This is a genomic window from Nocardia sp. NPDC049149, assembly GCF_043197455.1.
GTDB lineage: Bacteria > Actinomycetota > Actinomycetes > Mycobacteriales > Mycobacteriaceae > Nocardia.
The window spans coordinates 623667-650619 of record NZ_JBICTD010000003.1 but is presented as its reverse complement, the minus strand read 5'-3'; the positions used below and the strand labels follow the sequence as shown (position 1 = coordinate 650619).

Here is a 26953-nt window from a genome sequence, read left to right as displayed (position 1 = left end):
GGGCGTCACCGCGGATCCGCCGTGCTCAGCAGCCGACGTCGCGGCTCAACAGATCCGCGGTGGTCTCCCTGCGCACCAACTCCCTGCACTGCCCGTGCCGCACCGCGACGATCGGCGGACGGCCGACGCTGTTGTAGGACGAGGCGAGGCTGTGATGGTAGGCGCCGGTGCACGGCACCGCGAGCACCTCACCGGGCCGCAGGTCGACCGGCAACTGCACGTCGGTCGCCAGGATGTCGCCCGCCTCGCAGTAGCGTCCCGCCACGGTCGCGGTCATGCTCGTGCAGGTGGGGTGCCGGTTGGCGACGACAACGCTGTAGCGCGCGCCGTACAGCGCGACGCGCGCATTGTCGCCCATGCCACCGTCGACGGTGACGTAGGTGTGCCCGCCGTCGATGTGCTTGACCGACAGCACCCGGTACAGCGTCACGCCGGCGCGGGCGACGATGGCCCGGCCGGGTTCCAGCGAGATGTGCGGGCGCGGGAAGTGCTGCCGCGCGCAGGCCGCGTCGAGGGCGTCCTCGATGATGGCGGCCAGGTCGGTCAGGTTCATCTCCAGGTCGCCGGTGCGATAGGCGACCGCGTGCCCGCCGCCGAGGTCGAGCTCGGTCAGCAGGTAGTTGTGTTCGAGCCGGATCCGCGCCATCTCGGCGACCATCCGGCGCACGGCCTCGCCGTAGTAGTCCGGGTCGTGGATCTGGGACCCGAGATGGCAGTGCAGGCCGACCAGGTTCAGCTTCGGCTGGCGCAGGATGCGCGCGACCGCCTCGGAGGCGGCGGGTCCGCCGATCGGGAAGCCGAACTTCTGGTCGGTGACCCCGGTCTTCACCGCGGGGTGCCCGTGCACGTCGATGCCGGGGGACAGGCGAAGCAGCACGTTCTGCGAACCGGTGACCAACGCCGAGAGCAGCGTGATCTCGGCCAGTGAGTCGACCACGATCCGGCCGACACCGGCCTTGACCGCGGCGGTCAGTTCGTCGAAGGATTTTCCGTTGCCGTGCATGATGATTCGGCGCGGGGCGACGCCTGCCGCGAGTGCGATGGCCAGCTCACCGGACGAGCAGACATCTACCGACAGTCCCTCCTGGGTGACCCAGTTGGCGACCGCCCTGATCATCATGGCCTTGCCCGCGTAGAAGATCTCCGCGTCGGGGAAGGCCTTGCGGTAGGCCTGGCAACGCTCCCTGACCTCGCGCTCGTCGAGGACGTAGGTAGGAGTGCCGTACTGATCGGCGATGTCGGCGAGGGCGACCCCGCCGAGCGTAATGCGGCCCGCGTCGTCGTAGTGCGTGTCCCGCGGCCATACAGCCGAGTCGAGGCGCGATGGCATTCCCGACTTCAATGACGGGAAAATTTCGAGCAGCGTCACGGTGTCTCCTGTGTGCGCCCCCGCTATTCCGTATGCGGGGCCGTTGTCAGGACTACGCCGATTCTCCCTGGTCAACTGACCAGCTTACGGGTGCTTGACGAGCGGAAGGCTGATCTTGACGGATCGTTGACCAGCGAGTGAGCGGGGTCTCAGCTGCCGAGCTTCTTGTAGAAGGCGCCCGCGATCGGCGCGGTCATCGCGCGCGGACCGTACTGGCCTGCCACGCTCATCCCCTTGCTGATCAGGCCGGGAACCACCCGCATCTTGTTGCGGGCCAGCGCGTCGATGGAGACCTTCGCGGTGTACTCGGAGGAGACCCACATGAAATCGGGGACCAGGCGGTCGACGATCGAGGCGTCGGCCGGGTCGGGGGCGTCGGTGCGGACCGGGCCTGGCGCGAGCAGCGTGACGTGCACGCCGGAGCCCTTGAGCTCGCCACGCAGCGACTCGCAGAACGTGTTGGCGAAGGCCTTGCTCGCGGCATAGGTGGCGTTGTTGGGGATCGGCATGTTGCCCGCCGCCGAGCCGCTGATCAAGATGCCGCCCGCGCCGCGGGCGATCATGCCGGGCAGCACAGCAAGGGTGAGGTCGTGCACCGCGACCGCGTTGAGTTCCATCTGCGCGCGCTCGTAGGCCAGGTCGAGCTCGGCGACGGCGCCGAAGGTCGCGATGCCCGCGTTGTTGCACAGGATCGAGATGTCGCGCGCGCTCAGCTCCTCGACCAGTGCTCCGCGCTGGGCGCGGTCGGCGAGGTCCACCGCACGGACCTCGGCGGTGACGCCGTGCGCCAGCGTCAGCCGCTGCGCGAGTTCGGTGAGCACCTCGCCGCGGCGGGCAACCAGGATCAACGAGTAGCCGCGGGCGGCGAGGTCGGCGGCAAGCGCGGTGCCGATGCCGGAGGAGGCGCCGGTGACGACGGCGCGATTCTCGGAAGTAGGGGAGGGCAAGCTCACGCGAGGAGCCTATGCGATCTGGGGCACGGACCGGCACCCGTCCTCCGGACCAGGTGGGATGCCGCGTTCGAGCGTCGTTCGGGGTATACCGAGCCGGCCTGCTAGCGCGCTTCGGGGTCGAGCGCGAGCACCGAGCGGCCGCCGTCGACCGGCAGCACCGCGCCGTTGACGAAGCTCGCGTCCGGCGAGAGCAGGTACTCGACGGCCGCGGCGATCTCCTCGGTGGTGGCGACCCTGCCGATCGGGTGCAGCTCCGCCATCTGCCGCTCGACCCGTGCCGCCACCGAAGGATCAAGGCTCGCAAGGAATTCGGCGTACCGCTCGGTGGCCACCGAGCCGGGCGCGACCGCGTTCACGCGAATGCCGCGCGCGCCGTACTCGACCGCGAGCGCGCGGGTCAGCCCTTCGATCGCCGCCTTGGCCGTGCTGTAGGGCAGCGCACCCGGCACGGCACGCTGCGCTTGATGCGAGGTGATGTTGACGATCGCGCCGGTGGTGTCCGCGCGCAGGAAGCGCCGCACCGCCGTGGTGCAACCGACAACCGGCGGAGCGAGATTCGCCGTGATCAGCTCGACAATCTCGCTGGCCGCCGCGGAATCGACTGAGGCGTCACGGAATACGGCCGCATTGTTCACCCAGCCGGTCAACGTACCTGCCTGCTCCGCCGCATCGGCGGCCTGCTCCGCGATCTCCGCGGCGGAGGCGTCACCGATTACCGGAATCACCTGCCCGCCAGCCCATTCGAGCGCCTCAGCATCCCGTTCGACAGCGACGACGACGTTGTCCGTGCCGAGCAATCGCTCCACGATCGCCCGGCCGATACCGCGCCCGCCGCCGGTCACGACATAAGAAACCGTCATCCCACCGATGCTAGGGCTATCCGAAGACCATGCGGTGGCCCCGGGCGGTGTCCATGTATTCGCGCACGCGGTGGATCAGGCCGTCGCGGAGTTCGAAGACGAAGCAGTAGTCGTTGTGATAGGCATTGCCGTTCGACAGGGTGGCGCGCATGGTCTCTTCCACGATGACACGGTCACCTTCGGCATAGAACCCGCGGAAGTCGATCGCGACATCCTGCGCGAACAGTTTCGAGAAACCGTTGGCGATGAAGTCGGCGATGGCGGCGCGGCCCACCATGTGGTGCGTGCCGTTCAGGAAGACCGCGGTCGCATTCTCGGGCTGTGCAAGCCACTCGGCGTCCTCGGTGAAGAACGCTGCGATTGTATCGAAGTCGTGTGTGGCGAAGGCTTTCCATGCGTGCTGCACGATGGTCTTGTTGTCCGGTGTCACCGGATCGACGCTACGAGTCGCCCGCCGAAATGCTGGCGGAAATCAGACGAGGTCACCCGGTGCGCGCCGCCGATGCAGCACGCACCAGGTGATCACTACTGGTCGTCGAGATGCGCGCGCCGCACGCGCTGCAGGAAGTCCTCCAGCGGAGCCTCGTTCGCCTGCTGCGGCAGCACAGACTTCGCGCTGTCGAATTTCTGCTCGTACTCGGCGATCAGCGCCTTGGCGGCGGCCTCGCCGGATCCAGTCGTCAACTGGCGACCGAACTCGAAATATGGCTCCGGGTCCGGCAATCGGACCTGAAGCACACCGGTCGTGTACAGCTCGTACCCCTGAGACAGCAGCCGCATGGTGTGCCTGGCGTGCTTGGCCAGCCGCGGATCGTCGAGCCCCTGTGTCTCGCGGCGATGCAGCATTCGCCGGAACTGGGCCATCGCGTAGCCGAAGTACGAATGCCGAACCCGATGCGCAGAGAGGAAATTCGACCGGAGCGCCACCAGCTCGGCACCGAAATCGCTGATGACGGTGTAGTTCTCCAGCCACAAGATCTCGGTGACCGTCGGATTACAGGCCAGGATCAGCCCCATCGCCTTGCCGACCTCGTGATAGGTGGCATCAGCCCCATCTCGGCCGTGCCGCGTCCCCCGGTCCCGGGTAGGCGGATGCAGCCCGAGAAAGGTCCGGGTCGGCTCCACATACACGCCCAGATAGTCGAAATCACTCGCCGGCGTGTTCAATCCATAGGCGTGCGACCCGACAACACCCTCCAAGAGCACATCGCTCATCGCGCATCCTTCCCGCCGAATGCACCGAGTATCCGGTGCATATGCCGGAAGCGACAGCGAATTTCCCCTGCGCACGTCCCAATTGCCCACCCGCACAGGTCACTCGGTGTCGTTGCTGCCGGTAAACAGCAACGACACCGAGTGTGAACTCAGAGCCGTGCGGCCAGGCGGGTGCCCTGATCGATCGCGCGCTTGGCATCCAGCTCGGCGGCCAGTTCAGCGCCGCCGATCAGGTACAGGTTCACCCCGGCCGCGCGCAGTTCGTCCTCCAGGTCGCGGACGGATTCCTGGCCGGCGCAGACGATGACGTTGTCGACCGGGATCAGTTGCGGGCGCTGGCGTTTCTCGCCGAAGCTGATGTGCAGGCCGTTGTCGTCGATGCGCTCGTAGTTGACGCCGCCGATGTGCTCGACGCCCTTGGCCTTCAGCGCAGCGCGGTGCACCCAGCCGGAGGTCTTGCCGAGGTCCTTGCCGAACGGCGTGGTCTTGCGTTGCAGCAGCACCACTTCGCGGGCGGCGGGGGCGGGCTTGGGTTTGGTGAGCTGGCCGCGTGCCTGCTCGTCGTCGGCGGTGACGCCCCACTCTTCCTTCCACTCGTCGAGCTTCAGCGCGGGATGTCCTTCGACGGTGAGGAATTCGCTGACGTCGTAGCCGATGCCGCCTGCCCCGATCACCGCGACGCGCTTGCCGACCGGCCGTTCCTCGCGCACCAGCTCGGCGTAGGACAGCACCATCGGGTGATCGATGCCGGGAATGTTCGGGATACGCGGCTTCACGCCGGTGGCGAGCACCACCTCGTCATAGCGGGCGGCAATGAGCTCGGCCGCGGTCACCCGCTTGTTCAAATGCACTGTCACGCCGGTGATCTCGAGCATGCGGCGGTAGTACCGGATCGACTCGGTGAACTCTTCCTTGCCCGGAATGCGGCGGGCGATGTCGAATTGGCCGCCGATCTTGTCGTCGGCCTCGAACAGGTCGACCCGGTGGCCGCGTTCGGCCAGGTTCACCGCCGCGGACAGCCCGGCCGGTCCGGCACCGACGACCGCGACGCGCTTGGTGCGGCGGGTCGGCAGCAGTTTGAGCTCGGTCTCGTGGCCCGCACGGGGGTTGAGCAGGCAGGACACGGTCTTGTGCTGGAAGGCGTGATCGAGGCAGGCCTGGTTGCACGCGATGCAGGTGTTGATCTCGTCGACCCGGTCCTGCTTGGCCTTGTTCACCCATTCGGGGTCGGTGAGGAACGGGCGCGCCAGCGAAACCAGCTGCGCGTCACCGCGAGTCAGGATCTCCTCGGCGATCTCCGGCATGTTGATCCGGTTGGACGCACACACCGGAATGTTCACCTGCTTGGTGATTTTCGCGGTGAACTCGACGAAGGCCGCACGCGGCACCGAGGTGACGATGGTTGGCACCCGCGCCTCGTGCCAGCCGATATCGGTGTTCAGTATGCTCGCACCCGCTGCCTCCAGTTCCTTTGCCAGCGCGACGATCTCGTCGAAGGTCTGGCCCTTCTCGACCAGCTCGGCCATGGAAAGCCGGAACACGATGATGAACTCGGGGCCGACCGCGGCCCTGGTGCGGCGCACGATCTCCACCGCGAGCCTGCGCCGGTTCTCCGGCGAACCGCCCCACTTGTCGGTGCGCTTGTTGGTCCGCGGCGCGAGGAACTGGTTGATGAAATAGCCTTCACCGCCCATGATTTCGCAGCCGTCGTACCCGGCGAACTTGGCGAGTTTCGCGGTGCGCGCGAAGTCGTCGATGGTCTGCTCGACGCCCTTGGCCGAGAGCTTGCGCGGCCGGAACGGGTTGATCGGCGCCTTGATCGAGGACGCCGACACACTGCCTGGCATATAGGAATAGCGGCCCGCGTGCAGGATCTGGATGGCGATCTTGCCACCCTCTTTGTGCACCGCTTTGGTGATCGCCCGGTGCCGGTAGGCCTCGGACTTGTTGGTCAGCTTGGCGCCGAAAGGCAACAGCCAGCCGGTGCGGTTGGGCGCGTAGCCACCGGTGATGATCAGGCCGACGCCGCCGCGGGCGCGCTCGGCGAAGTAGGCGGCCAGCTTGTTGGTGTCCCAGGCGCGGTCCTCGAGGCCGGTGTGCATTGACCCCATCACCACGCGATTGCGCAGGGTGGTGAAGCCGAGGTCGAGTGGCTCGAACAGGTGAGGGAAGGAACTCATCGGCGAGTCTCTACTTTCTGGCGTGTTAATCCGCGGGCGGGGCTGTCGCGCGCGGCGTGAGGGCGTGCAGAACTTCGTCGCACCATTCGATGAACCCCGCTTCCACGCGGACACCCGCGCGCAAGACGAGGTACTGGTGCAGGGCGGTACCGGAGAGCTGATCCGGTGCCGGGAAGTCGCGTTTCTCGATGAGGCGGTACACGTCGAGGCGCTGGGCGTGCTCGGCGCGATGCCGGGCGACCTCGGTGCAGAGTGCCTCGACGTCGCCGTAGGCGGCGGCTCGGATTTTGATCGCGAGTTCGTTGCGCGGGGTGGAGGTGTCGCTGGGTTCCGCGATCCAGCGGGCCAGTTCGGTGCGGCCCGCCGCGCTCACGGCGTACACCTTCTTGTCCGGGCGACCGTCCTGGACCACCGACTCGCTGTTGACCCAGCCGGATTCCTCCATCCGCTTGAGCACGCGATAGATCTGCTGGTGGGTGGCGCTCCAGAAGTAGCCGATGGACTTGTCGAAGCGGCGCGCCAGCTCGTAGCCCGAGCCGGCCCGCTCGGTCAGCGATACCAGCAGCGCATGCTCGAGGGCCATGTCGCTCAGGTTAGCCGTTACAGTCGGTACTATGCAACTGATTGCATAACAGCGTTCCGGCAGGCCGACGCAATCGGAAGCGAACCGTACGTTGCCCACGTCAAGGCCGAATTCCCACTAGGCTGCGCGGCATGACCGAGGTGAACGCGCGGGCGACTGTGGGACAAGCCGCCGGGCGCGGGCAAGTGGTGGCGTGGGGGTTCTGGGACTGGGGATCCTCGGCATTCAACGCCGTGATCCTCACGTTCGTGTTCTCGGTCTATCTGACGAAGAAGGTCGGCGAGAACCTGCCCGGCTGGATTTCCCCGAGCGCCTGGCTCGGCTTGGCGCTTGCGCTCGCGGGCCTGGTGGTTGCGGTGACCGCGCCGGTCGCCGGGCAGTGGTTCGACGCGGCCGCGAAACGCAAACGCGCCCTTGCCGTGCTGACTGTGCTCTGCATCGCCTCGATGACGCTGATGTTCTTCGTGCACGACAACTACCACTATCTGTGGCTCGGGCTGGCGCTGCTGGCCTTCGGGTCGGCGTTCTTCGAACTGGCCAGCGTCCCTTACAACGCGATGCTGCGTCAGGTGTCGACGCCCGCGACAGTCGGCCGGGTCTCCGGATTCGGCTGGGCGATGGGCTATTTCGGCGGCATCTTCCTGCTGCTGATCTGCTACTTCGGTTTCATCTCCGGCGAGGGTGACAACCGGGGCCTGCTCGGCATTCCGACCGATGACGGCCTCAACATCCGCCTCGTCGCCATCGTCGCGGCGGTGTGGTTCGCCGCGTTCGCCCTGCCCGTGCTGTTCGCGGTGCCCGAATTGCCGCGCACCGACGCCGATCCCGGCGCGGCGGACGCGGATTTCTTCGCCTCCTACGCCATCCTGTGGCGCGACCTGCGTGAGCTGTGGCGGACCGACCAGCGCACCCTCGGATTCCTGGTGGCCAGCGCCGTCTTCCGGGACGGCTTGGCCGGGGTGTTCACCTTCGGTGCGGTGCTTGCGGTTCGGGTGTACGACATCGCCGATGCCGACGTGCTGCTGTTCGGCATCGCGGCCAATGTCGTTGCCGCGCTTGGCGCCATCGTCGCCAGCCGATTCGACGACCGCAGCGGCCCGAAGCGGGTCATCGTGGTCTCGCTTGTCGCCATGGTGATTTGCGGTGTGATCTTGCTCTTCGTCTCGGGTCCGTTGATGTTCTGGATCTTCGGCCTGCTCCTGACGATCTTCGTCGGTCCTGCACAGTCCGCCGCGCGGTCCTTCCTCGCTCGCCTGGCGCCACCCGGGCGCGAAGGGCAGCTCTTCGGCCTCTACACGACCACGGGCCGAGCCGTTTCCTTCCTGGCCCCTGCCTTTTTCGCGCTCTTCGTCGTGGTCTTCGACAGTGACAGGGCAGGCATCGTCGGCATCATCCTGGTCCTTGCGGTCGGGCTGGTCGCCCTGCTCCCGATTCCCTCGCCGGAGCCGACCGAGGTGGTCGGGACTCCCGCCGCGGGCCCGGAGGATCGGCTCTCCTGAATCGCCTTGGTGCGCCGGAATATCCGCGTACCACCCCCCCGTTAAGCTTGGTATCAAGTAGTTTGATGACAAGCTAAATGGGGAGTTCGAGATGAGCGAGACTGCCGAGCTGTTCCTCTTCCTGGAGGAAGGCGCGAATCCCGAGGCAGACCGGGTGATTCAGGATTTCGGCGACAGTGAGTCGCTGCTCGTGTGGGTACCGGACGGTGCCGCCGCCGCCACCGTGGCGGCGGCAGCGGTTGCCGCAGGGACGAAGCTGATCGAGCTGTACCGCGGCTTCGGTCTCGAATCCGCCGCGCAGGTGATCGAGGCGGTGGACGGTCGTGCCGCGGTCGGCGTCGCCGGGTTCGGCTTCGGCACCGCGGCGGCCGGGCCGATCCGTGAGTCGGCGACCATCTTCGTCGGCCACCCCAGCGCGGACCCGGCGACCCACCGATTCGTGCGCGGCGGCAACGGCGGCGCGAAGACCACGGCGGTGGCCGTGCCGGATTCCGCTGCCGCCGTTGCGGTGGCGCGTGAACTGGTCGAGCACGGCGCCGAGCTGATCGAACTCTGCGGCGGCGCATCGCTGCTCGCGGCGCGCGACGTACGGGCCGAGGTCGGCGACAAGGTGCCGGTGAGCCTGGTCAGCTGGCCCGTCGATTCGCTGCAGCGCGCCGCGGCGTTCAACGCGGAGTTCGACGCAACGCACTGACGCCGACAGCAGCCTGGGTGAGCGCCACGTCAGGAGGCTTGGTCGTCCCCTTCGCTGTGCAGCAGTAGCACTTTCAGCGAGGCCGCGAGCGCGTCGCGTTGCTTGGGGCCGAGTGGCGCGAGGAAGTCTTCGTCGGCGGCCAGCACGGCGGCCAGCGCCCGCGCCGCGATCTTCTCTCCCGCTGTGGTGAGGTGGATCCGCACGGCCCGTCGATCGTCCGGGTCCGGCCGCCGCTCGATGAAGCCCATCCGGTCGAGCCGGTCCAGCCGGGTCGTCATCGCCCCCGAGGTGATCAGCGCCGTGCGCGCAAGATCTCGCGGGTTCGTGCCGCCGGGCTCGTTGCGCCGCCGCAGCGTATTCAGCACGTCGAAGTCGGCATAGCTCAGCCCGAGGGGCGTCAGCGCGTCGACGACGGCCTGCTGCCCGTGCGCGGCGCATCGGAACAGACGGCCGATCACCTGCAAGGCGCTGACGTCGAGCCGCGCATCCCGCGCGGCCCATTCGTCGACCATCCGGTCGATGGAATCCTGTGGCACAGACCGACAGTAGCCGCCCAGGTGCGACGCATGGCCACGCGCCGCACCTGGGCGTCGTACTACTGCGAAAGCTGCTTGACGAGGCGGTAGAGGAATTCGCGGCTGCCGTCGAGCCCGGCGATCGGCACCCGCTCGTTCACGCCGTGGATGCGACTCGCGTCGGCGGATTCCATGAAAAGCCCGCTGACCCCGTACATCGGAATGCCTTTGCTGCGTGCGTATTTGCTGTCGGTCGCACCGGTGGACATGAAGGTGCTCACGGCGGCGGTCGGGAACATTTCCTTGGTCAACGAGGTGACGGTGGCCAGCATATCGCCGTTGATGGGGGAGATGCCGCCTGCGGGATCGACTTTGGGCGTGACGGCGAGCTTGTCGTCGGCCAGTGCCGCCTTGACCTGACGCTCGATGTCGGCCGGGTTGTCCTGGGGGAGGATTCGGCAGTTGATCGTCGCCTTGGCGCGCTGCGGCAGCGCGTTCTCGGCTTCGCCCGCGGTCAGCATGGTGGCCACGCAGGTGGTCCGCAGCAGCGCGTTGTACTCGGGCACCGCTGACAGTCGGTCCAGCACTTCAGGACTCGAATTGCCTGCGGCGGCCGCGCGCAGGTCGTCGGCCTCCTGCCCGGTCTTCGAGGCGGCGAGCGCACCGAAGTTGTCGCGGACCGCGTCGCTCAGTGACGCGGGAAAGCGATACGCGGACAGGCGATTCAACCCGGCGGTCAAGGCGTAGATGGCATTGTCCGGCTTCGGCACCGAACTGTGCCCGCCGGGTGCTTTGGCTTCCACGTCGTAGATGGCGTAGGTCTTTTCGGCGACCTGCACGCCCTGCAGGGCGGGCTTTCCGTCGACGAGGAATGCCCGGCCACCCTCGTTGAGGCCGTACTCGGCGCTCATCAGGTCGGCCTTGTTCTCCATCAACCACTTGGCGCCGTTGTCTTTTCCGGCCTCTTCGTCGGCGGTCAGCGCCATGACGATGTCGCGCGTCGGCTTGAAGCCTTCACGCTTCAATTGGATCAGGTTCGCCACGAAGGCCGACACCATGGCTTTGTCGTCGAGCGCGCCGCGGGCTGCGTAGAAGCCGTCCGCCTCGGTGAGCTTCTTCGGGTCGGTGCTCCAGCCGTCTTCCTTCTTGGCCTCGACCACGTCGAGATGTCCCAAGAGCAGCAACGGTTTCCGTTGCCCGGACCCGGTGAAGCGGAGGACGAGGTTGCCCTTGCGCTGCACCGGTTCGAAGATTTGGATATCGCCCTCGGCGAATCCCGCGTCCAGCAGGCGGCGCTTGACCACATTCGCGGCGTCGGTGGTGCTTCCGGTCGAATGCGTGGTGTCGGTTTCCACCAATTGCTGGTAGATCTCGTGGAAGAGTTTCGTATTGTCTTGCGTCCCAACACTCGACGGGCTCGGCGACGAGGTGTTCGACGAATCGGAACTACAGGATGCTGCGGTGAATGCCGCGACAAGTCCTACTGCGGCCACCGAAACGAATATCTTGCGGCGACTGATGTTAGACACGGTAAAAAATTAGCACAACGAGCGTGTCGCGCACCGGCAATTCGGTGGACTACGTCACCGCTACCAGGCAGCAGGTCCTCGGCGTCGAGGTGGCGGCCGGTGGATGGTCGCTACCGCTCCTTCGGTGGCCACCATGCGCTCATGCCGAGGGCGATCAGGCGGACCTGCTGCACGGTGCGGTCGATGATGGCGTCTGCTTCGCGGGGCGCCGCCGAGATGTAGGCGACGATGCCGTCGGCGACGGTGGCGACCAGGAGGTCGGCGGCGATCTCCAGATCGGGCGGCGACCAGGAGTCGAGGGCGCGGATGCGGGAGAGGTCGGCGACGAGCTCGCGGACGATCAATTGCAGTTCCAGTGCGATGGACTTGCGCAGCGCGGCCGAGCCGCCGTGCCGTTCCCTGGTGAGGAAGCCGAAGAGTTCGCGCTTCGGGTCAACCTGGGTGAACACGAATCGCACGGTGTCGGACAGGTTCGCGTCCTGGTTCCGGCGCACCTCGCGCAAGGCGAGCCGCAGTGCGGTGATGCCGTCATCGACGAGCGTCGCACCGAGGTCGTCGAGCGACGCGAAGTGCCGGTAGAAGGCGGTCGGCACGATGCCGGCGGAACGGGCGATTTCCCGCAGGCTGAGCGCCGCGAAACCGCGGTCGGCCGCCAATGCGAGGGTGCCGTCCACCAGTGCCTGTCGCGTGCGCTCCTTGCGCTCGCCTCGGGTTGCTGCCTGCTCGCTCATCACGGTGAGCATACATCCGTTCACCATTCGCCCTATCGGAAGATGTTGTTCGTGTCACATGTTTTGCCGGTTGACACCCGACCCCTGCCATCAGTCACACTAGTTGAGTGTACAGACGTGCACTGAAATTGGCACCGCACCGTCGCGAGCGTCCAACAGTCGCACAGCCCGACAAGAGGCACGGAGAACGAATGGTGGATCTCATCAACCTGGTGCAGACCCTGACCACGCCGCATCCGCTCGATCGGTACTTGGAACTCGTCCGTCCCACCCTGACCGCGCGGGAGCTGCGCGCCGAGATCGTGCACGTGGACCGTGCGGTCCCTGGCTCGGTGACGCTCACCCTGCGGCCGACCCGGCAGTGGAAAGGCCACGCCGCCGGGCAGTACGTCCAGATCGGCGTGGTGATCAACGGTGTCCGCCACGCGCGCTGCTACTCCCCGATCGATCCGGCGGGCACGCGGGACCGGCATATCCGGCTGACCGTCAAGGCGCATCCCGAGGGCCTGGTGTCGCAGTACCTGCACCGCAACGCGCGCCCCGGCATGGTGGTCGATCTCGCGCCCGCCGCGGGGGTGTTTCGGCTGCCCGACCTGCGCCCGGACCGGGTGCTGCTGATCAGCGGCGGCAGCGGCATCACGCCGGTGCTCTCGATGCTGCGCACCCTCGCGGCCGAGGGCTACCCGGGCGAAGTCGTCTTCCTGCATTACGCGAAATCGCCGGAGGTGGTACCGCATCGGGCCGAGCTCGACGCGATTGCCGAGCGGCACAAGAACTTCCGCATCGAGCTGCGTCATCCGTGGCGGCCGGACACCGCCAACGCCGATCACGGCGCACCGTGGATCGACGTGGCGCCCGCGAAGACCAGCGGATACTTCGACTACGACGAACTGGAGCGGGTGGCACCGTGGTTCGCCGACGCGGAAACCTTCGTCTGCGGCCCGCAGTCGCTGATGGACGCGGTGCGCAAGATCTACGAGGCCGAACAGCTCGGTGCGCGGCTGCACACCGAGGAATTCACGGTGTCGCTCACTCCCGTCGACGCCGACGAAGCCCATGGCACGGTGAGTTTTTCGGCCTCCGGCCGCAGCGCGGCGAACACCGGCGCGCCGCTGCTGGAGCAGGCCGAGGCCGCGGGCCTCAGCCCGGCATACGGCTGCCGGATGGGAATCTGCTTCTCCTGCACGGCGGTTCGCCGCACCGGCTGCACCCGCAACCTGCGCACCGGCGAGACCGACAGTGAGCAGGACCAGCCCATCCAGCTCTGCATCAATGCCCCCGTGGGCGACGTCGACATCGACATCTGACTAGCAAGGGGAAACCAATGACACTTCTGACCGAAACCGAAAATGGCCCGCTGGTACTGGGTCCTGAGCAGATCGAGGAGCTCGGCAAGGCGCTCGATGACCTGCGTGCCAGGGTCGTCGCCGATCTCGGCGACCGCGACCGCGAATACCTCTACTCGATCATCAAGGCGCAGCGCGGCTTCGAGGTCGCCGGGCGCAGCCTGATGTACCTCGGCTTCCTGCCGCCGGTCTGGCTGGCCGCCGTCGCCGCGCTGAGCGTGTCGAAGATCCTGGACAACATGGAGATCGGCCACAACGTCATGCACGGCCAATACGACTGGATGCGTGAGCCCGGCGTGAATTCCCGTGTCTTCGAATGGGATACGGTCTGCCCGGCGGACCAGTGGAAGCACTCGCACAACTACCTGCACCACACCTACACCAACATCCACAACAAGGACCGCGACATCGGCTACAGCATCCTGCGGATGGACGAAGCGCAGTCGTGGAACGTGCTTCGCCTCGGCCAGCCGGTCTACGCCTTCGCGCTGATGATGCTGTTCGAGTGGGGTGTGATGGGCCACGACCTCGAGGTCGAGAACATCCTTGCGGGCAAGCGCAAGTGGCCCGAGGTCAAGCGCCTGATCAAGGGCCAGCTCCGCAAGGCGGGCAAGCAGTCGCTCAAGGACTACCTGATCTTCCCGCTGCTGACCGGCCCGCTGTTCCTCAGCACGCTGGCAGGCAACGTCACCGCCAACCTGGTCCGCAACGTCTGGGCCTTCTCCATCATCTTCTGCGGCCATTTCCCCACCGGCGTACAGACGTTCACCGAAGAAGAGACCGCCGACGAGACCAGGGGCGAGTGGTACATCCGGCAGATGCTCGGCTCGGCAAACATCACTGGAAGCAAGCTGTTCCACATCATGTCCGGCAATTTGTCGCACCAGATCGAACACCACCTGTTCCCCGATCTGCCCGCCATGCGCTATCCGGAGATTGCCCCGGAGGTGCGGGCATTGTGCGAAAAGTACGGACTTCCGTACAACACGGGTTCGCTGAGCAAGCAGATCGGCTCGGTGTGGCTGAAGATTTTCAAGTTGGCGTTGCCGCCGAGCTTGGTCAAGAGCGAGCCATCTCCCGGTGTTATCGTGATGCGTCAGCGAAAGGCAAGCGAAGTGGGCGTGTGAATGATCGGGAAATTCGAAAGCAACAAGGATCTCATTCAGGAATTGACTTCCTCTGGTGCCAAGCGGGTCGGCAATATTGCCAGTATCATCACCGGCACCGTTCAGGAGGTTACTCGGGAGATCGGTGAGTGGATCACCGACGCGATCGAGATGAACGAGGCCGCCGCGGCAGCGAGGCGCGATGCCGAAGCGCAGCGGAAGCTCGATCTCGAGCGCGACGGCGATCTCGACGCCGAGGACGCCGCGGCGCCGCAGCCGACGGTGACCGAGCCTGCGGCTACCGAGGCGTCGTTCGTCGACGCCGAGATAGTCGAGCCAGGGGTCGACGAGACACGCTGATCCTCACCACACCGGCAGCCTGCGCCGGTGCTCGGTGACGTCGGTGATCAAGTCCCGGTACCCGTCGGTCAGCTCGGCGAGCCTGCACCACTGCAGGTGGGCTTCCCCGTCCACCTGCACCGGGTGCGTCCGCTGCTGCGGCGTCTTTCGCAAAGCATGTTGTGCCGCAATCCATTTCGACGCCAGCCGGTCGATGACCGCGCCGAGCGTCTCGGTGTGCAGTGAGGCGCCGCCGCGATGCTCGACATTGCCTGCCACCCAGCTGTCGATCTGTCCGACAAGTTCGGCCCGGTGCCCGTCGATGTCCTCCACCAGGTGACTGCACGCCGCGACCCGCCGATTGCCCGCCTCGGGGTCATGCGCCGCTTCCATCGCCTGGTGCCGCTGCTCATGGCATTCGACGAGTTCGCGCGCGGCCGCGAGCACACTGTGCTTGTTGCGGTTCTGGCCGTCACGGAACGCGCGCAATAGCTCGGCAGGTGGCGGCAGCGCTTCGGTTCCGATACGGACTCCGGCGTATTCGGTTGGCATGTTGCACGCACCCCTGCTAACGATCCATTCTGGATGCGCCAGGGCCGAGGGGGATTTCGGGGAGGGGCACCCCTCGGCTCCGGCGCAGCCCCGTGCTCGGACGTCACCCCCACAGTCCACCAGCACGGCAAAGAAACCGGGAAATCCGCGACGATGCGATGAGGAAGACGGCCCGAGAAATCGGGACTCTTTCAGGAAAGCGCGGTTGCCGAATCCGCGCAATAGTATGGTGTACAAATCTGAAAGCCGCTTGTAAATCGTTATGATCCGTCACGGATCGGTCACAAGATCATACGGTCGGCTGTTCCGCCGCGAACGCGATAGCGCATGAGCAGCAACCGCTTCGGCGCGGCGGCTGCATGCCGACGTTGGATAGGCTAGCCTCGATCTTTGTGCCCGCTTACGTGTCCTCACCCGAACTGACCTTCGGGTTCATGTTCGCGCTGGAAGACCCGGAGCGAATCGGCGAGGTCGTGCGCACCCTCATCTTGCGGAAGACCGTTTCGGTATTTCGGCTGGCCCGGCTGTCCGACGACGACGGGCCGCCGGAGCGCTACGTGGTGAACTGGGCGGTCATACCTCAGATTTCGATCACCACGCAGGTGCCGGATCAGGACGAGCTGCGCGCGCAGGGCACGATGCTGGTCAACGCCTTTCTCAGCGAGGACGGGGAAGTCAGCCTGTATTCCGCACAGGAGAACGGTCCGGTCTAGTCCTGCCAGTCCGGAACGCCGAACAGCGCCATGGTGATCTGGTACAGGTGTGCACTCAAGTTCGGCAATGCCTGCGGCCCAGGCCCGTCGAGACAATCGCGAATGCGATCGTCGACGGCGCCGATGAGTGCCTCGAAGGTCTCGGGCGGGATGTCCACCGGGATATCGCCTGCGGTGCGGCCGATCCGGAAGGCCGCGTGCATCCGGTGGGCGAGCAGCGTTTTCAGCTGACGGCGTTGTTCGGCGACGATCGGCCCGGCGACCAGGCATTCGATGTGCAGCGCGCGGGCGTAGATCCCGTTGTCGGACAACAGTTGCAGATAGGTCTGCAGTGTCGTCCGGATGAGGGCACGCCATTCGGCGCGCGGCGTGGCCGCGACGCTGGTGTCGAGTTCGCCGAGCACCAGCCCGACGGCCGCCTCGAATGCCTCGGAGAAGCAGTCGTCCCGGCCGCGGAACAGTTCGTAGAAGGTGCGCCGGGAGACGTTGGCGCGGGCCACGATATCGCTGACAGTTGTTGCCGCATAACCACGTTCGGCTACCGCCTCGACCACGCCGAGGTACATCCGCATGCGCTGTGAGTGTGCGACCGCCTCCGGTGCCAGGCCGTGTGTGCCGCGCGGTAGGCGGCCGCGGTCTACGCCGGCTTCAAGTCCCATCCCCTGAGGATAGACACCGCGTCGATGTGACCCGGGCCATACTTGCCCAATTGATGTGAGTCCGGTTACTCTCACATCTTCGATAGGTACGGCAGCGTTTTTAAGCGGGTCAGCCAGGAGATTCGATGTCGATGAAGACAGTTCGCCGCACGCTGGTCAGCACGGGAGTGCTGACAGTCGCCGCCGCAATGACCGCACTGTGGATCGTGCCGAGCCCGGCGGTCGCGGAAACCCAGCCCGACGGCGGCGCACTCGCCGCAGGGTGGATCGCCGCCCATGACGGCCCGCCGAAGTATCCAGGACCGGTGCACATCGACTTCGACGTGCCGGTCACCATGAGCGACGGAACGGTGCTGAAGGCCAATATCTATCGTCCGGTCGACGCCGCAGGACGGATCGTGGAAGAGCCACTGCCGACCATCGTGAACCTGACCCCGTACACCAAATTCGCTTCGTTGCTCGCCGACATCGCCCTGAACATTCCGGTGCTGTCCGACGCATTGATCGAACTGGTCAACAGATTCGACTTCGGCGGCACACCGTTCGACTCGATCACCGATCTGACCAGAGCGGCCAGCGGCGGTGCGCCGCGCACGTTCGCCGCCGACCGGAAGCTGGTGCAGCAGGGCTACACCTACGTCGTCGCCGATGTGCGCGGTACCGGGTATTCGCAGGGCTCCTGGCAGTTCTTGCAGCAACGAGAGACCGAGGACACTCTGGAATTGATCGACTGGGCCAGTAAGCAGGCGTGGTCGGATGGCAACATCGGAATGTCGGGGCTCTCGTACTCCGCCATCAATCAATTCAAGGCGGCCGAGCAGAATCCACCGGCGCTCGAGGCCATTTTCCCGGTCGAGGGCAGTACCGATGTGCTGACCGACGTCGCATTTCCTGGCGGTGGCGTCGGGTTGTTCGGCCCGCTCTACATCGCCGGGGTCGACATCATCTCGAATTTCCCGGACCTGGTCGGCATCGCGCTCGGTCATCTGGACCTGAAATGGCTGGTCGACCGGATCGAGACACCGCTGGAATTCTTCGACTACTTCTTGATGGCGTTGTCGCTCAACGTGGATTCGGTCCCGGAACCGCTCAGGCAGCAGACGATGCCGGGTAGTTCGCTGCGCAACGCGTGGACCGACAGTCATCCGGAGCGGATCCAGGTGCCGTCGTTCGTCTACGGCGGCTGGCACGACATATTCGCCTCGTCCAGCGCGCGCTCGTTCGCCGACATTCCGCTGCCGCCGGAACGTAAGAAGCTGATCATGGGCGACACCTACCATGCCAATCCCGGATCCGGCTTCGGGAATCCGGGTCGGCCACCGCGGTTGGATGTGCTGCAGATGGCCTGGTTCGACAAGTGGCTCAAGGGGATCGACAACGGCATCGATCAGTATGGGCCAGTTGCGCTCTGGCAACAGGGCAGCGGTTGGACCACCACGTCGGAGTTCCCGCGCCGGGGGATGGAATACCAGCGGATGTATCTCTCGCCGGCCCGTAGCGGCACGGCGAACAGTGTCTACGACGGGTCGCTGAGCGGGCAAACACCTACGGATGCAGCACAATTGACGGTCTCGCCGGTCACCGGCATCACCTCGCTGTGTTCTCGGGACGCCGCGGTCGAATCCACCGGCGTGCTCAGCGTTGCCAACTTCTGTGGGCGCGATGATCGCATTCACGAGCTGGGCGGGCTCACCTTCACCGGTGCCCCGGTCGGCGAGCCGACGATGCTGTCCGGCCCGATCACCGTGCATCTCAACACGAAGTACGACAACGTCGAGGGCTACTGGGCGGTCACGGTGAACGATGTTGCGCCGGACGGACAGTCGACGGTGCTGGCCAGCGGTCAGCTCGCGGCGTCGATGCGCGCCATCGACGAGGACAAGAGCGAGAAGGATGCCGACGGCGACTACACGCGCACCGTGTACAAGCTGACGTTCGCCGACCGGCAGCCCGTTGTGCCGGGGCAGCCGACCACGCTGGACGTCGCGGTCAACCCGGTCGACGCGGTGCTGCAGCCGGGACATCGCTTGCGCGTCAACGTCTTTGCCAGTAATTTTCCGCGTGGCTTCCTCGCGCCGCCGATGCTGTTCGACGGCGGGATCCTGAATGCGCTGACGCCGCAACATGTGGTGCTCGATCCTGCGGCGCCCAGCTTTGTGAACCTGCCGGTGGGCAGGCCGCTCGGCTGAGCAACTAGGTGGAGCTGATCCGCTCGCGTGTCGAGGCTCGGGGGACGGTGAGGGGATCAGCTCCGTCACGATTTACGGCGGAGTTTGCGACGCTCCGAACCCGTGCACCCCTATTTGTTGGCGTGTCGGTACCTGATCGTGGTCTCGCAGGTCTCGTAATACGCGACAATCAGGACATTCCGCACCTGGTTTGTGGCGTGGATCGAAAGCACCTGAAAGGAGCGTCGATCATGGAACCCGAGAACGAACTCGCGAACTCGAATAAGCCGGCCGATCCGGTCAATCCTGTTCGTGTCCGAGGGGATCTGGATCCCGCGTTATCCCGGTGGATGTGGCTGGTCAAGTGGATCCTGGCCATTCCGCACTACATTGTGCTGTTCTTCTTGCACATCGCCTACTTCGTTTTGACGGTGGTCGCTTTCTTCGCGATCTTGTTCACCGGCAAGTACCCGAAGGCGATATTCGACTTCAACGTCGGAGTAGTCCGCTGGAGCTGGCGGGTCGGCTTTTATGCCTTGTACGTGGTCGGGACCGACAAGTATCCGCCGTTCAGCCTGCAGGCGAACGACGAGTACCCGGCCGACCTCGAGATCGACTATCCGGAGCAGCTGAGTCGCGGGTTGGTGCTGGTGAAGTGGTGGCTGCTCGTGCTGCCGCAATACCTGATCCTCATCGCACTGACCAGCGGAGGATCCTGGGGAATGGGAGACAGCGACAGCTGGGGCGTGGTCACGAGCATCCCGCTGATGTCGATCCTGTTGTTCGTCGCGGTGATCGGGCTGCTGTTCACCGGGCGGTATCCGCAGGGCCTGTACGACTTCCTCGTCGGCATCGCCCGCTGGACCATCCGGGTCCAGGTGTACGCGGGCCTGATGCGCGACGAGTATCCGCCGTTCCGGCTCGATCAGGGCGCACGCGAACCCTGAACACGCTGAACCGCACCACAACTGAAGAGAACGACGGATCCGCCCGCCGGCTCAGCGGGCGGATTCGTATATCCGGCGCACCACGTCCTCGATCTCGGGCTCCTCGATGGACAGATCGCGCACCTCGGCCCGATCGGAGACGGCTGCGAGCAGCCGTGCCGCGGTGGTCCGTTCGGGGTCGAAGGCCAGCCGCTGCCGCATCCCGCCCGCCTCGGACGCCAGCAGTTGCGCGCAGGGTAGGTCGTCGATATCCGGTGTCGGCTCGGCCAGGTCGACGACGAGCACGCGCCGCGCGCCGACGGTGGCCGCAAGCCCGGTCAGCGACCCGTCGTAGACCAGGCGGCCGTGATCCACCACGAGGACACGGTCACAAAGCCTTTCGATGTCGCCCATGTCGTGCGTGGTCAGCAGCAGCGTGGTGCCGCGATCGGCCCGCTCGGCGCGCAGGAATTCGCGAAGCCGCTGTTTGGACAGCACGTCGAGCCCGATGGTCGGCTCGTCGAGGATCACCAGCTCGGGTGCATGAAGCAGTGCCGCAGCAACTTCGGCGCGCATGCGCTGGCCCAGCGAGAGCTGGCGCACGGGGGTGTAGAGGGTGTCGGCCATCTCCAGTTGCTCGATCAACTCGTGCGTCCGTTTGCGCGCGGCATCGGGCTCCAGTCGGTGGATGGCCGCGAGTATCGAAAACGACTCGCGCAGCGGCAGATCCCACCAGAGCTGGGAGCGCTGCCCGAACACCACGCCGATGCGCGCGGCGAGTTCGCGCCGCTGCCGGACCGGTTCGAGCCCACACGTGCGCACCCGGCCCGCGGTCGGCACCAGGATGCCGGTGAGCATCTTGATGGTGGTCGACTTGCCCGCACCGTTGGCGCCGATATACCCGACCGCCGCGCCTGGTTCGATCCGGAAGGTCATCCTGTCGACCGCGGTCAATACTTCGCGGCGCCGGCGCCAGCCCCTGCCGTCCTTGCGTGACAGCGTGAATTGCCTTGTCAGATCCTCGATGTCGATGATCGCGTCCGAAGAACAGGAATCCGCCACGCTTATCCGCCACCTCCCTGATAGTGCCGAGTACCGATCCGCCACAGGGCCAAGGCGATACCCCACACCCACAGCGCCGCCAGCGGCGCAAGCCAGGCCAGCCACGCGGGCAGCAGCGGCGGTCCTGGCAGGCCCAGCAGGGCGATGGTGGGTAGGTATCCGGTCAGCGACACCGGAATGGCGAACCCGAACAGGAGTTTCAGCGGTGTCGGGAAGACCGAGGCCGGCTGGATCGCGGCGAAGGAGCCGCCGTAGGTGAAGCTGTTGGTCAGCTCCGCCCCGTCGATCAGGAAGAATTGTAACCCTGCCGCGCAGACGAACACGCCGCCGAACAGGGCGATGCTGCTCGGTAGCGCGATCGCCACCAGCGCGAATGTGGTCGGCCCCCAGTCGATGTCGTTGCGCCACAGCCCGACGCCGAGCACCGCCGCCGAGACGCCTGCGCGGGCAAAGCGGCGCAACGAGATGTCGCTGGTGATCAGTTGGAGCAGCAAGGGTTGCGGGCGTAGGTGATACGCGTCGAGCTGGCCCATCCTGATCAGCGTCGGCAGCGTATCGAGGTGACCGAACACCACCTGAGCCAACGCGAAGGTGGTCTGGCCGAAGCCGAACAGCAGCAGCGCCGCGTTCAGGTCGAGCCCGCCGAGCGCCCGGACATTGGTGAAGATCACCCATACCTCGGCGAATTCGACGATGCCGATCAGGAACGCGCTGAATACCTCACTGGCGAAGGACAACCGGTAGGACTGCTGGGCTCGGATCCGGGAACGGAGCACGGCCGTGTACGGGGTGGCCCAGGTTCCGGCCCGCCCGGCGGCCGCGTCAACCACCTTGCACCTCCAGTCGGTGCCGCCCCGCGGTGAGCAACACGCGGCCGAGCGCGCCGATCACCAGCACCCAGAACAGTTGCACCACAACCGCTGCCACCGCGCCGCTGCCACCGACCCGCCCGGACAGGATGTCGACCGGTGATTGCAGGATCGACGGGAACGGGGTGGCATGCGCGATGGCGTGTAGCCAGTCGGGGAACATGTGCACCGGCACAAAAAGTCCGGCGAGGAAGGTGCCGCAGGTTTGGTAGAGCACCCGCAGACCTCTGGTCTCGACAACCCAGAATCCGATCAGGGTGACCGCGAACAGGCACAGGAACGAGATGATCACCGCGAGAACCACGCTGGCGGTCCCCAGGGCGAGGGCGGCGGGCGTGGTCGGCATGGTCAGCCCGAAGGTCAGCATGCCGACCAGCACACTCGGTACCACGCGCGGCCCGAAGGTGCAGACCGCTCGCCCCAGATCGGCGGCGAGATAGGCGAATTGGACGTCGACCGGGCGCAGGAAGTCGATCGCGATGTCGCCGTTCTTCACTCGTTCGACCAGCTCGAGGGGTGGTCCCATGAATTGGGTCGCGCCGAGCAGGCCCTGGGAGATCCAGACGTAGGCCGCGACCGATCCCTCGGTGTAGCCGCCGAATTCGCCCGCTGAGCGTACCGCGGCGATGAGCACGGCCGCCCGGACGAACCCGAAAACGCAATTGGTGAACAGCCCGGCGAACATCGCGAGCTTGTACTGCGACTGTCGTCGGAAACCCGCTTTGGCGAGGTGCACATAGACCGCTAGGCCGCGCTGCGGGTGCCCTCGTGCGGCGAGCCATCCGTCCCCCGCTGCTCTGCCGCGCACAAAGAGTCAAGCCTAATGTCCGTGAGCAGACACGCGGAAGCGTTCCGCACGGTTTTTGGAAAAGTGCCACACAACGATCTCGGCAATGTTAGAAACGTGATCCCTTCGGATTGTCCGGAGGGTGCTCACCGCCGCGGTCCGCGCCGTCTGTCGCTGACCGACGGATTCGGCACCCCTGCCACGAAATTGCTGGAAAAATAGTCCTGGCGTGACCAGCACATGACATGGCCGGGGTTGGTTGCCATACTCAGGCGCAACGACTGGCGACGATCGGGCACAGGTGTCCGGTTAGCGCAGTAGGCTGGTCATCGAATCATGTCGCGGTAGCGAAAGACTGGGAACCCGGGAGGGGAACGGTGGACACGCTGAAGCTCGACCCGGCGGCGGTAGCCGCCTACACCGCGATCGCCGACGCGGTATCCCAACAGCTCGCGGACGCGGCGGCGGTCGCCTCCGGCGCGGTGAATCCGGACCAGCTGGCCACCGATCTCGGGCTGGTCGGCGCGGATTTCGCGGCCAGGTTCGCCACCGCGGTGTCCGAGCACGCGCAGGCGCTGTCGACCGCTGGGCAACTCGTCGGCACGTACGGCCAGGTACTGCGCGGCTACAACGCCGACATGCAGGGTGTCGACGCCGACACCGCAGGCGCCATCACCCGAACAGGGGAGACGCTGACATGAGAAGCCTTTCCGGACTACGCCGCAGGCCGCAAGCGCCGACGACCGACACGGTCGCACCTGCCCCGATGTACCTGGACCCGAACGTCGATCCGCCGATCGTCGCCGCGCTGGTGAAGCCGCTGCTGCAGCTGCGCGCCAGCCTCGGCACCGGCGTCGCGACGCCGAACCAGACCACCACCAGTGCGCTGTCCGCCGCATCGACCCGGGCTGCCGACGTCGAGGGTCCGCACCGCGACGGCCTGCACGCGCTGGAGTCGACGTGGACCTCCCGCGGCGCCGACGCCGCGGTGCCCGCGCTGCGCACCACCCAGACCGAGATCGGCGAAATCTCCGACCGCGGACCGGCTTATCTCGGGGTGCTGTCCGACGCGCACGCCACCAGCTCCCGCGCGGCGCGCACGGTGGACCAGATCATCGCGGACTTCCGTCGCGATGCGCGCGAGATCCTCGGCAACGCCACCGCGGCGCCGGACACCGACGCCGTGATCGCGCGGGCGAGTCAGGCCCTGCGCGACGCGCTCACCACGGTCAACGTCGCGAAAACCGAGATGGACGACCACAGCAGGCGACTCGACGCGATGGGCCCGCTCACGGTCACCCAACCCTCCGGCGTCACCACCTCGCCGTACAACGCGGTCGGCCCGTACGGCACCGGCACCGGCGGCACCGTTCCCTTCGGGCAGGGCACCACGGTTCCCGGCACCGGACAACCGATGGATCCGGCGCTCGCCGCGCAACTTCAACTGCAGCAACAGTTGATCAGCGCCGGTGTGCAGATCGGGACCACCGCGATCAACGCGGGCGTCGACATCGGCACCAACATCATCGACAAGATCGCGGGCATCGGCACCCACATCATCGACAAGGTCGCCGATGTCGGCACCCACGCCATCGACACGGTGGCGGCCGGGGCGGACAAGGCGGTCACCGAGGCGATCCGGCCGGGCAGCACCACCGGCGACAACTCAGCGAGCGCGAACTCCCCGGGCTCGCCGAAGCTGTTCGACTTCGGTGCGGGGACCGGCGGGCGGCCGTCCGCGCAGCCGTCGACACCCGCGCCGAGCGGACCCGGCACGGTGATCCCACCCAACAACGGAGCCGCGTCGACCACGAGAGCCGAAGCGCCGCAACCCGAATCGCGTCCGGCGCCCGCCCCCGCGCCCGCGCCTGCCCCCTCGGATCCGGCGCCGCGGGCGGCCGATCCCGGCCAGCAGCATCATCCGGGGACCACCGGCGGTGTGGCGTTGCCGCCAGGGCCGGCCCCGGACGACAAGGAACACAAGTCGCGTGAGGGTCAGCTCGGCGTGACCGTGCCGACCGCTGTGGTTGCCGTGACCCCGGTGCTCGGCGACTACGACGATGACACCCTCTGACCCGAACCATCCGGGTCGGCAAGAAGGGCAAGGCAATCCGTTCGACACCGGGCTGCCCATGCTGCGCGTACCCACCGGCAAGGCACGGAAGCGACGGCGCTCGGCGGCCCGCCGCAACCCGATGCGGCGTCGAGATCCGGAGGTCTACGTGCCAGAACCGAACATCCCGGAGCGCCCGCCGAATCGGCTGCGGCGCACCGGGGACTGGGAGGAATGGCTCGACCCGCCCGTCGCGGCCGAGCCGCCGGAGCCACTGGACGAGCCGGATTACGCGGCGCGGGCAGCGGAGCTACCGCCCGAGAGCTACGACGACAATGTCGCGCCACCGCCGGCGATCATCAACCGGTCCGGCATCCATCCCGGTGTCCCGCTGCGACATCCCACGCGCCGCCGCGATCAGCAGCCGCGCGGCAACAAGGTGCTCGCTGTCCTGATCGTGCTCGGCGTCGGAATCGCGGTGGCCTCGATCCTGGCCACCGCCATCAACGGATTCGGTTCCGGCACATCGTCGACCGCGGCCACCTCCGCTGCGTCGGCGGTGCCAGGCCCGACCGGCACAAGCACCGTAAGCACAGCGACGTCGGCGCCGCCGCCCGCGCAGGCCTCCGCCCTGGCGACCCAGGGGTGCGAACAGAAGCGCACCGCCGACGTCGTCTCCGGCACCGATCCCGGCGGCACCGCCAACGGACCCGACGCGATCCTCGCCTTCGAATACGCCTACTACGTGGAACGCTCCGGCTATCGCGCCCGCGCGGTGGTCGCCGACAACGCGATCGTGTCGCCCGCCGACCAGATCCAGCGCGGCATCAACCTGATTCCCGTCGGCACCCGCTACTGCGTGCAGATCAGCCGCTCCCGCGACGGCGACGACGGTCTCGCGCACTGGGAAGTGAAACTGACGCAGCAGTATCCAGGTGAGCAGCCGCGGACCTTCACTCAGCTCATCACGACCAGGACCCTCGCCTCCCGCACCCTCATCACGGCCATCGCGTCCGCCTGAGCGCCGAATCCCGTTCCCGCGGTGGACGGTTCGGTGACGAGCTGGAGTACCCCCGGCAATGCGGGCACGGAAAGTGACGGCTGGGCACCGCGCCGTCGCGTTGATACCGTTCGGTCGGAAGAAAGGGGATCCGAGATGCGTGTCGACAAGCAGGCGGTAGGCGAGGTCGCGGCGGTGGTCGGGTTCATCTTGTCCGCAGTGATCGCGAGTGCGCCGCACCCCTGCGCTGAGGTCATCGGTGCGACGAGTGCGGTGGATCAGCAAGCACCAGGTGTGATTCCGTTAACACCGGAGCGAGCCACGACGATCACCCGGTAAGCGTGTTGTTACCGAGGGTTTCCCTCGGTAACGACCCTTGTTTGCCAATGCCATGTCTGACATGGTTGTTCGCACCCGATCGTAAGACGGAGAAGGCGAGTCGAGGCGATGATGTCGCTGCTGTGGATCATCCTGCCGTACAGTGCCTTTCTATCTTTCGCGGTCGGCCACGTCTGGCGGTATCGGCACGACCGTTTCAGTTGGTACATCACCGGGCCCGATGTCGATCGGGCGCAACGGATCGGGGCGCCCGCGCTGCGGATCGGCATCGGGATGCTGGTTGTCGTCCGGTTGACCGACCTGTTCTTCACCGGGCCGCACAATCATCCCGACGGGCCGCTCGACATCGTTCTCGCGGTGGTCGAGGTGTGCGCACTCGTGGCCGGGTCGGTCGGCGCCGTGCTGGTGTTCGTGCCGGACATGATCGGCACGCCGGCCAGGCAGGCGGTGACGCCGTTGGATCGCTTGACCTTTCCGCTGATGGTGGCCGCGCTGCTGTCCTGGGTGGCGGTCAAGTTCGACCCGAACTCCTCCGCCGGTGCGAATCTGACCACCGAAACGCTGTTCACCTGGTTCCGGTCGCTGTTCACGCTGCATCCGAATCCCGAAGCGATGGCCAATGCCCCGTTGATCTATCAGGCTCGCGGGCTCGCGGTGCTGTCGTTCCTCGCGATCTGGCCCTACACCCGGCTGGCAGGCATCTTCGCCGATCCGGTCATTCGCTTCATCCTGCGGATTCGGCCCGAACTCGCCGCGAGTCGCACCCGATTGCGCGCAGCTGGGCAACAGACCTAACGGGTGCGATGGGCCGCAAAGCCGGATGTGTCATCGCCCTACAAGACCGACCAGTGTGGGCCATACTGCTGATCGGACGCCAGTGACGGCTCACGGGTCTGGTCCCGGACG

At 66.4% G+C, this 26953-nt stretch carries 28 protein-coding genes; 13 read left to right on the top strand and 15 right to left on the bottom strand.

Features of this window, described 5'->3' with window-relative positions:
• Positions 1-25: 25 nt before the first annotated feature.
• The 7 genes from lysA to ACGFNJ_RS13835 form a co-directional block, all read right to left on the bottom strand.
• On the bottom strand, positions 26-1369 hold the full coding sequence (gene lysA, locus ACGFNJ_RS13865; protein ID WP_393447055.1) for a diaminopimelate decarboxylase: 1344 nt from the start codon (positions 1367-1369) through the stop codon (positions 26-28).
• A gap of 149 nt (positions 1370-1518) precedes the next feature.
• Positions 1519-2322, bottom strand: a complete 804-nt coding sequence (cmrA, locus tag ACGFNJ_RS13860) for a mycolate reductase (RefSeq protein WP_393447053.1) — start codon at positions 2320-2322, stop codon at positions 1519-1521.
• A gap of 101 nt (positions 2323-2423) precedes the next feature.
• On the bottom strand, positions 2424-3182 hold the full coding sequence (locus tag ACGFNJ_RS13855; RefSeq protein ID WP_393447051.1) for an SDR family NAD(P)-dependent oxidoreductase: 759 nt from the start codon (positions 3180-3182) through the stop codon (positions 2424-2426).
• Positions 3183-3198: 16 nt separating this feature from the next.
• Positions 3199-3612 (bottom strand): nuclear transport factor 2 family protein, encoded by a 414-nt coding sequence (locus tag ACGFNJ_RS13850; RefSeq protein WP_393447050.1) that lies wholly within the window; start codon positions 3610-3612, stop codon positions 3199-3201.
• A gap of 95 nt (positions 3613-3707) precedes the next feature.
• Positions 3708-4397, bottom strand: a complete 690-nt coding sequence (locus ACGFNJ_RS13845) for a DNA polymerase beta superfamily protein (RefSeq protein WP_393447048.1) — start codon at positions 4395-4397, stop codon at positions 3708-3710.
• Positions 4398-4546: 149 nt separating this feature from the next.
• Positions 4547-6577, bottom strand: a complete 2031-nt coding sequence (locus ACGFNJ_RS13840) for an FAD-dependent oxidoreductase (RefSeq protein ID WP_393447046.1) — start codon at positions 6575-6577, stop codon at positions 4547-4549.
• Between the two features lie 25 nt (positions 6578-6602).
• Positions 6603-7160 (bottom strand): PadR family transcriptional regulator, encoded by a 558-nt coding sequence (locus ACGFNJ_RS13835; RefSeq protein WP_393447044.1) that lies wholly within the window; start codon positions 7158-7160, stop codon positions 6603-6605.
• Between the two features lie 131 nt (positions 7161-7291).
• Here ACGFNJ_RS13835 and ACGFNJ_RS13830 point away from each other — a divergent pair, with 131 nt between their 5' ends.
• Complete coding sequence (locus tag ACGFNJ_RS13830) at positions 7292-8659, top strand: MFS transporter (protein WP_393447042.1); 1368 nt, start codon at positions 7292-7294, stop codon at positions 8657-8659.
• 91 nt (positions 8660-8750) lie between these two features.
• Positions 8751-9353, top strand: a complete 603-nt coding sequence (locus ACGFNJ_RS13825; RefSeq protein WP_393447040.1) for a DUF6506 family protein — start codon at positions 8751-8753, stop codon at positions 9351-9353.
• A 29-nt stretch (positions 9354-9382) separates the two neighbouring features.
• Here ACGFNJ_RS13825 and ACGFNJ_RS13820 read toward each other — a convergent pair whose 3' ends face one another.
• The 3 genes from ACGFNJ_RS13820 to ACGFNJ_RS13810 all read right to left on the bottom strand — a co-directional run bounded on the left by ACGFNJ_RS13820 (position 9383) and on the right by ACGFNJ_RS13810 (position 12128).
• Positions 9383-9889 (bottom strand): MarR family winged helix-turn-helix transcriptional regulator, encoded by a 507-nt coding sequence (locus tag ACGFNJ_RS13820; protein ID WP_393447038.1) that lies wholly within the window; start codon positions 9887-9889, stop codon positions 9383-9385.
• A gap of 59 nt (positions 9890-9948) precedes the next feature.
• Positions 9949-11397, bottom strand: coding sequence for a M20/M25/M40 family metallo-hydrolase (locus tag ACGFNJ_RS13815; protein ID WP_393447036.1), 1449 nt, complete (start codon positions 11395-11397; stop codon positions 9949-9951).
• Between the two features lie 110 nt (positions 11398-11507).
• Entirely contained in the window at positions 11508-12128 is a 621-nt protein-coding gene (locus ACGFNJ_RS13810) for a TetR family transcriptional regulator (protein WP_393447034.1), read from the bottom strand.
• A 191-nt stretch (positions 12129-12319) separates the two neighbouring features.
• Here ACGFNJ_RS13810 and ACGFNJ_RS13805 point away from each other — a divergent pair, with 191 nt between their 5' ends.
• The 3 genes from ACGFNJ_RS13805 to ACGFNJ_RS13795 are packed head-to-tail and all read left to right on the top strand — an operon-like array spanning position 12320 to position 14940.
• Complete coding sequence (locus ACGFNJ_RS13805) at positions 12320-13435, top strand: ferredoxin reductase (RefSeq protein ID WP_393447032.1); 1116 nt, start codon at positions 12320-12322, stop codon at positions 13433-13435.
• 17 nt (positions 13436-13452) lie between these two features.
• On the top strand, positions 13453-14601 hold the full coding sequence (locus tag ACGFNJ_RS13800; protein WP_393447030.1) for a fatty acid desaturase family protein: 1149 nt from the start codon (positions 13453-13455) through the stop codon (positions 14599-14601).
• A 42-nt stretch (positions 14602-14643) separates the two neighbouring features.
• Positions 14644-14940, top strand: coding sequence for a hypothetical protein (locus tag ACGFNJ_RS13795; protein ID WP_393447028.1), 297 nt, complete (start codon positions 14644-14646; stop codon positions 14938-14940).
• Between the two features lie 3 nt (positions 14941-14943).
• Here the strand turns inward: ACGFNJ_RS13795 and ACGFNJ_RS13790 are convergent, their stop codons facing one another.
• The gene (locus tag ACGFNJ_RS13790; RefSeq protein WP_393447026.1) at positions 14944-15471 is read right to left on the bottom strand and encodes a DUF4254 domain-containing protein; all 528 of its coding nucleotides are present in this window, start codon (positions 15469-15471) and stop codon (positions 14944-14946) included.
• Between the two features lie 392 nt (positions 15472-15863).
• Here ACGFNJ_RS13790 and ACGFNJ_RS13785 point away from each other — a divergent pair, with 392 nt between their 5' ends.
• On the top strand, positions 15864-16184 hold the full coding sequence (locus tag ACGFNJ_RS13785; RefSeq protein WP_393447024.1) for a hypothetical protein: 321 nt from the start codon (positions 15864-15866) through the stop codon (positions 16182-16184).
• Here the strand turns inward: ACGFNJ_RS13785 and ACGFNJ_RS13780 are convergent.
• Positions 16181-16843, bottom strand: coding sequence for a TetR/AcrR family transcriptional regulator (locus tag ACGFNJ_RS13780; protein WP_393447022.1), 663 nt, complete (start codon positions 16841-16843; stop codon positions 16181-16183). The two genes, ACGFNJ_RS13785 and ACGFNJ_RS13780, sit on opposite strands and share 4 nt — an antisense overlap.
• 131 nt (positions 16844-16974) lie before the next feature.
• On the opposite strand from ACGFNJ_RS13780, the gene ACGFNJ_RS13775 reads away from it, so the two are divergent.
• Both ACGFNJ_RS13775 and ACGFNJ_RS13770 read left to right on the top strand, forming a co-directional pair.
• On the top strand, positions 16975-19032 hold the full coding sequence (locus ACGFNJ_RS13775; RefSeq protein ID WP_393447838.1) for a CocE/NonD family hydrolase: 2058 nt from the start codon (positions 16975-16977) through the stop codon (positions 19030-19032).
• A gap of 230 nt (positions 19033-19262) precedes the next feature.
• The gene (locus tag ACGFNJ_RS13770; RefSeq protein WP_393447020.1) at positions 19263-19958 is read left to right on the top strand and encodes a DUF4389 domain-containing protein; all 696 of its coding nucleotides are present in this window, start codon (positions 19263-19265) and stop codon (positions 19956-19958) included.
• 51 nt (positions 19959-20009) lie between these two features.
• Here ACGFNJ_RS13770 and ACGFNJ_RS13765 read toward each other — a convergent pair whose 3' ends face one another.
• The 3 genes from ACGFNJ_RS13765 to ACGFNJ_RS13755 form a co-directional block, all read right to left on the bottom strand.
• Positions 20010-20873, bottom strand: coding sequence for an ATP-binding cassette domain-containing protein (locus ACGFNJ_RS13765; RefSeq protein ID WP_393447836.1), 864 nt, complete (start codon positions 20871-20873; stop codon positions 20010-20012).
• Positions 20874-21001: 128 nt separating this feature from the next.
• Positions 21002-21829 carry an ABC transporter permease gene (locus tag ACGFNJ_RS13760; RefSeq protein ID WP_393447018.1) on the bottom strand — a complete coding sequence of 276 codons (828 nt, stop codon included), beginning with the start codon at positions 21827-21829 and terminating at the stop codon, positions 21002-21004.
• Positions 21822-22676 carry an ABC transporter permease gene (locus tag ACGFNJ_RS13755; RefSeq protein WP_393447016.1) on the bottom strand — a complete coding sequence of 285 codons (855 nt, stop codon included), beginning with the start codon at positions 22674-22676 and terminating at the stop codon, positions 21822-21824. The genes ACGFNJ_RS13760 and ACGFNJ_RS13755 overlap by 8 nt, the downstream gene beginning before the upstream one ends.
• Before the next feature lie 356 nt (positions 22677-23032).
• Between ACGFNJ_RS13755 and ACGFNJ_RS13750 the strand changes: the two genes are divergently transcribed.
• The 5 genes from ACGFNJ_RS13750 (at position 23033) to ACGFNJ_RS13730 (ending at position 26842) form a co-directional block, all read left to right on the top strand.
• Positions 23033-23356: a hypothetical protein gene (locus ACGFNJ_RS13750; protein ID WP_393447014.1), complete on the top strand. Its 324-nt coding sequence runs from the start codon at positions 23033-23035 to the stop codon at positions 23354-23356.
• A complete protein-coding gene (locus tag ACGFNJ_RS13745) occupies positions 23353-24729 on the top strand; it encodes a hypothetical protein (RefSeq protein WP_393447012.1) in 1377 nt (458 codons plus the stop codon). The genes ACGFNJ_RS13750 and ACGFNJ_RS13745 overlap by 4 nt, the downstream gene beginning before the upstream one ends.
• Positions 24716-25729 (top strand): hypothetical protein, encoded by a 1014-nt coding sequence (locus tag ACGFNJ_RS13740; protein WP_393447010.1) that lies wholly within the window; start codon positions 24716-24718, stop codon positions 25727-25729. The genes ACGFNJ_RS13745 and ACGFNJ_RS13740 overlap by 14 nt, the downstream gene beginning before the upstream one ends.
• Positions 25730-25864: 135 nt before the next feature.
• Positions 25865-26047 carry a hypothetical protein gene (locus ACGFNJ_RS13735; RefSeq protein WP_393447008.1) on the top strand — a complete coding sequence of 61 codons (183 nt, stop codon included), beginning with the start codon at positions 25865-25867 and terminating at the stop codon, positions 26045-26047.
• A 108-nt stretch (positions 26048-26155) separates the two neighbouring features.
• Entirely contained in the window at positions 26156-26842 is a 687-nt protein-coding gene (locus ACGFNJ_RS13730) for a respiratory nitrate reductase subunit gamma (RefSeq protein ID WP_393447006.1), read from the top strand.
• Positions 26843-26953 lie beyond the last annotated feature (111 nt).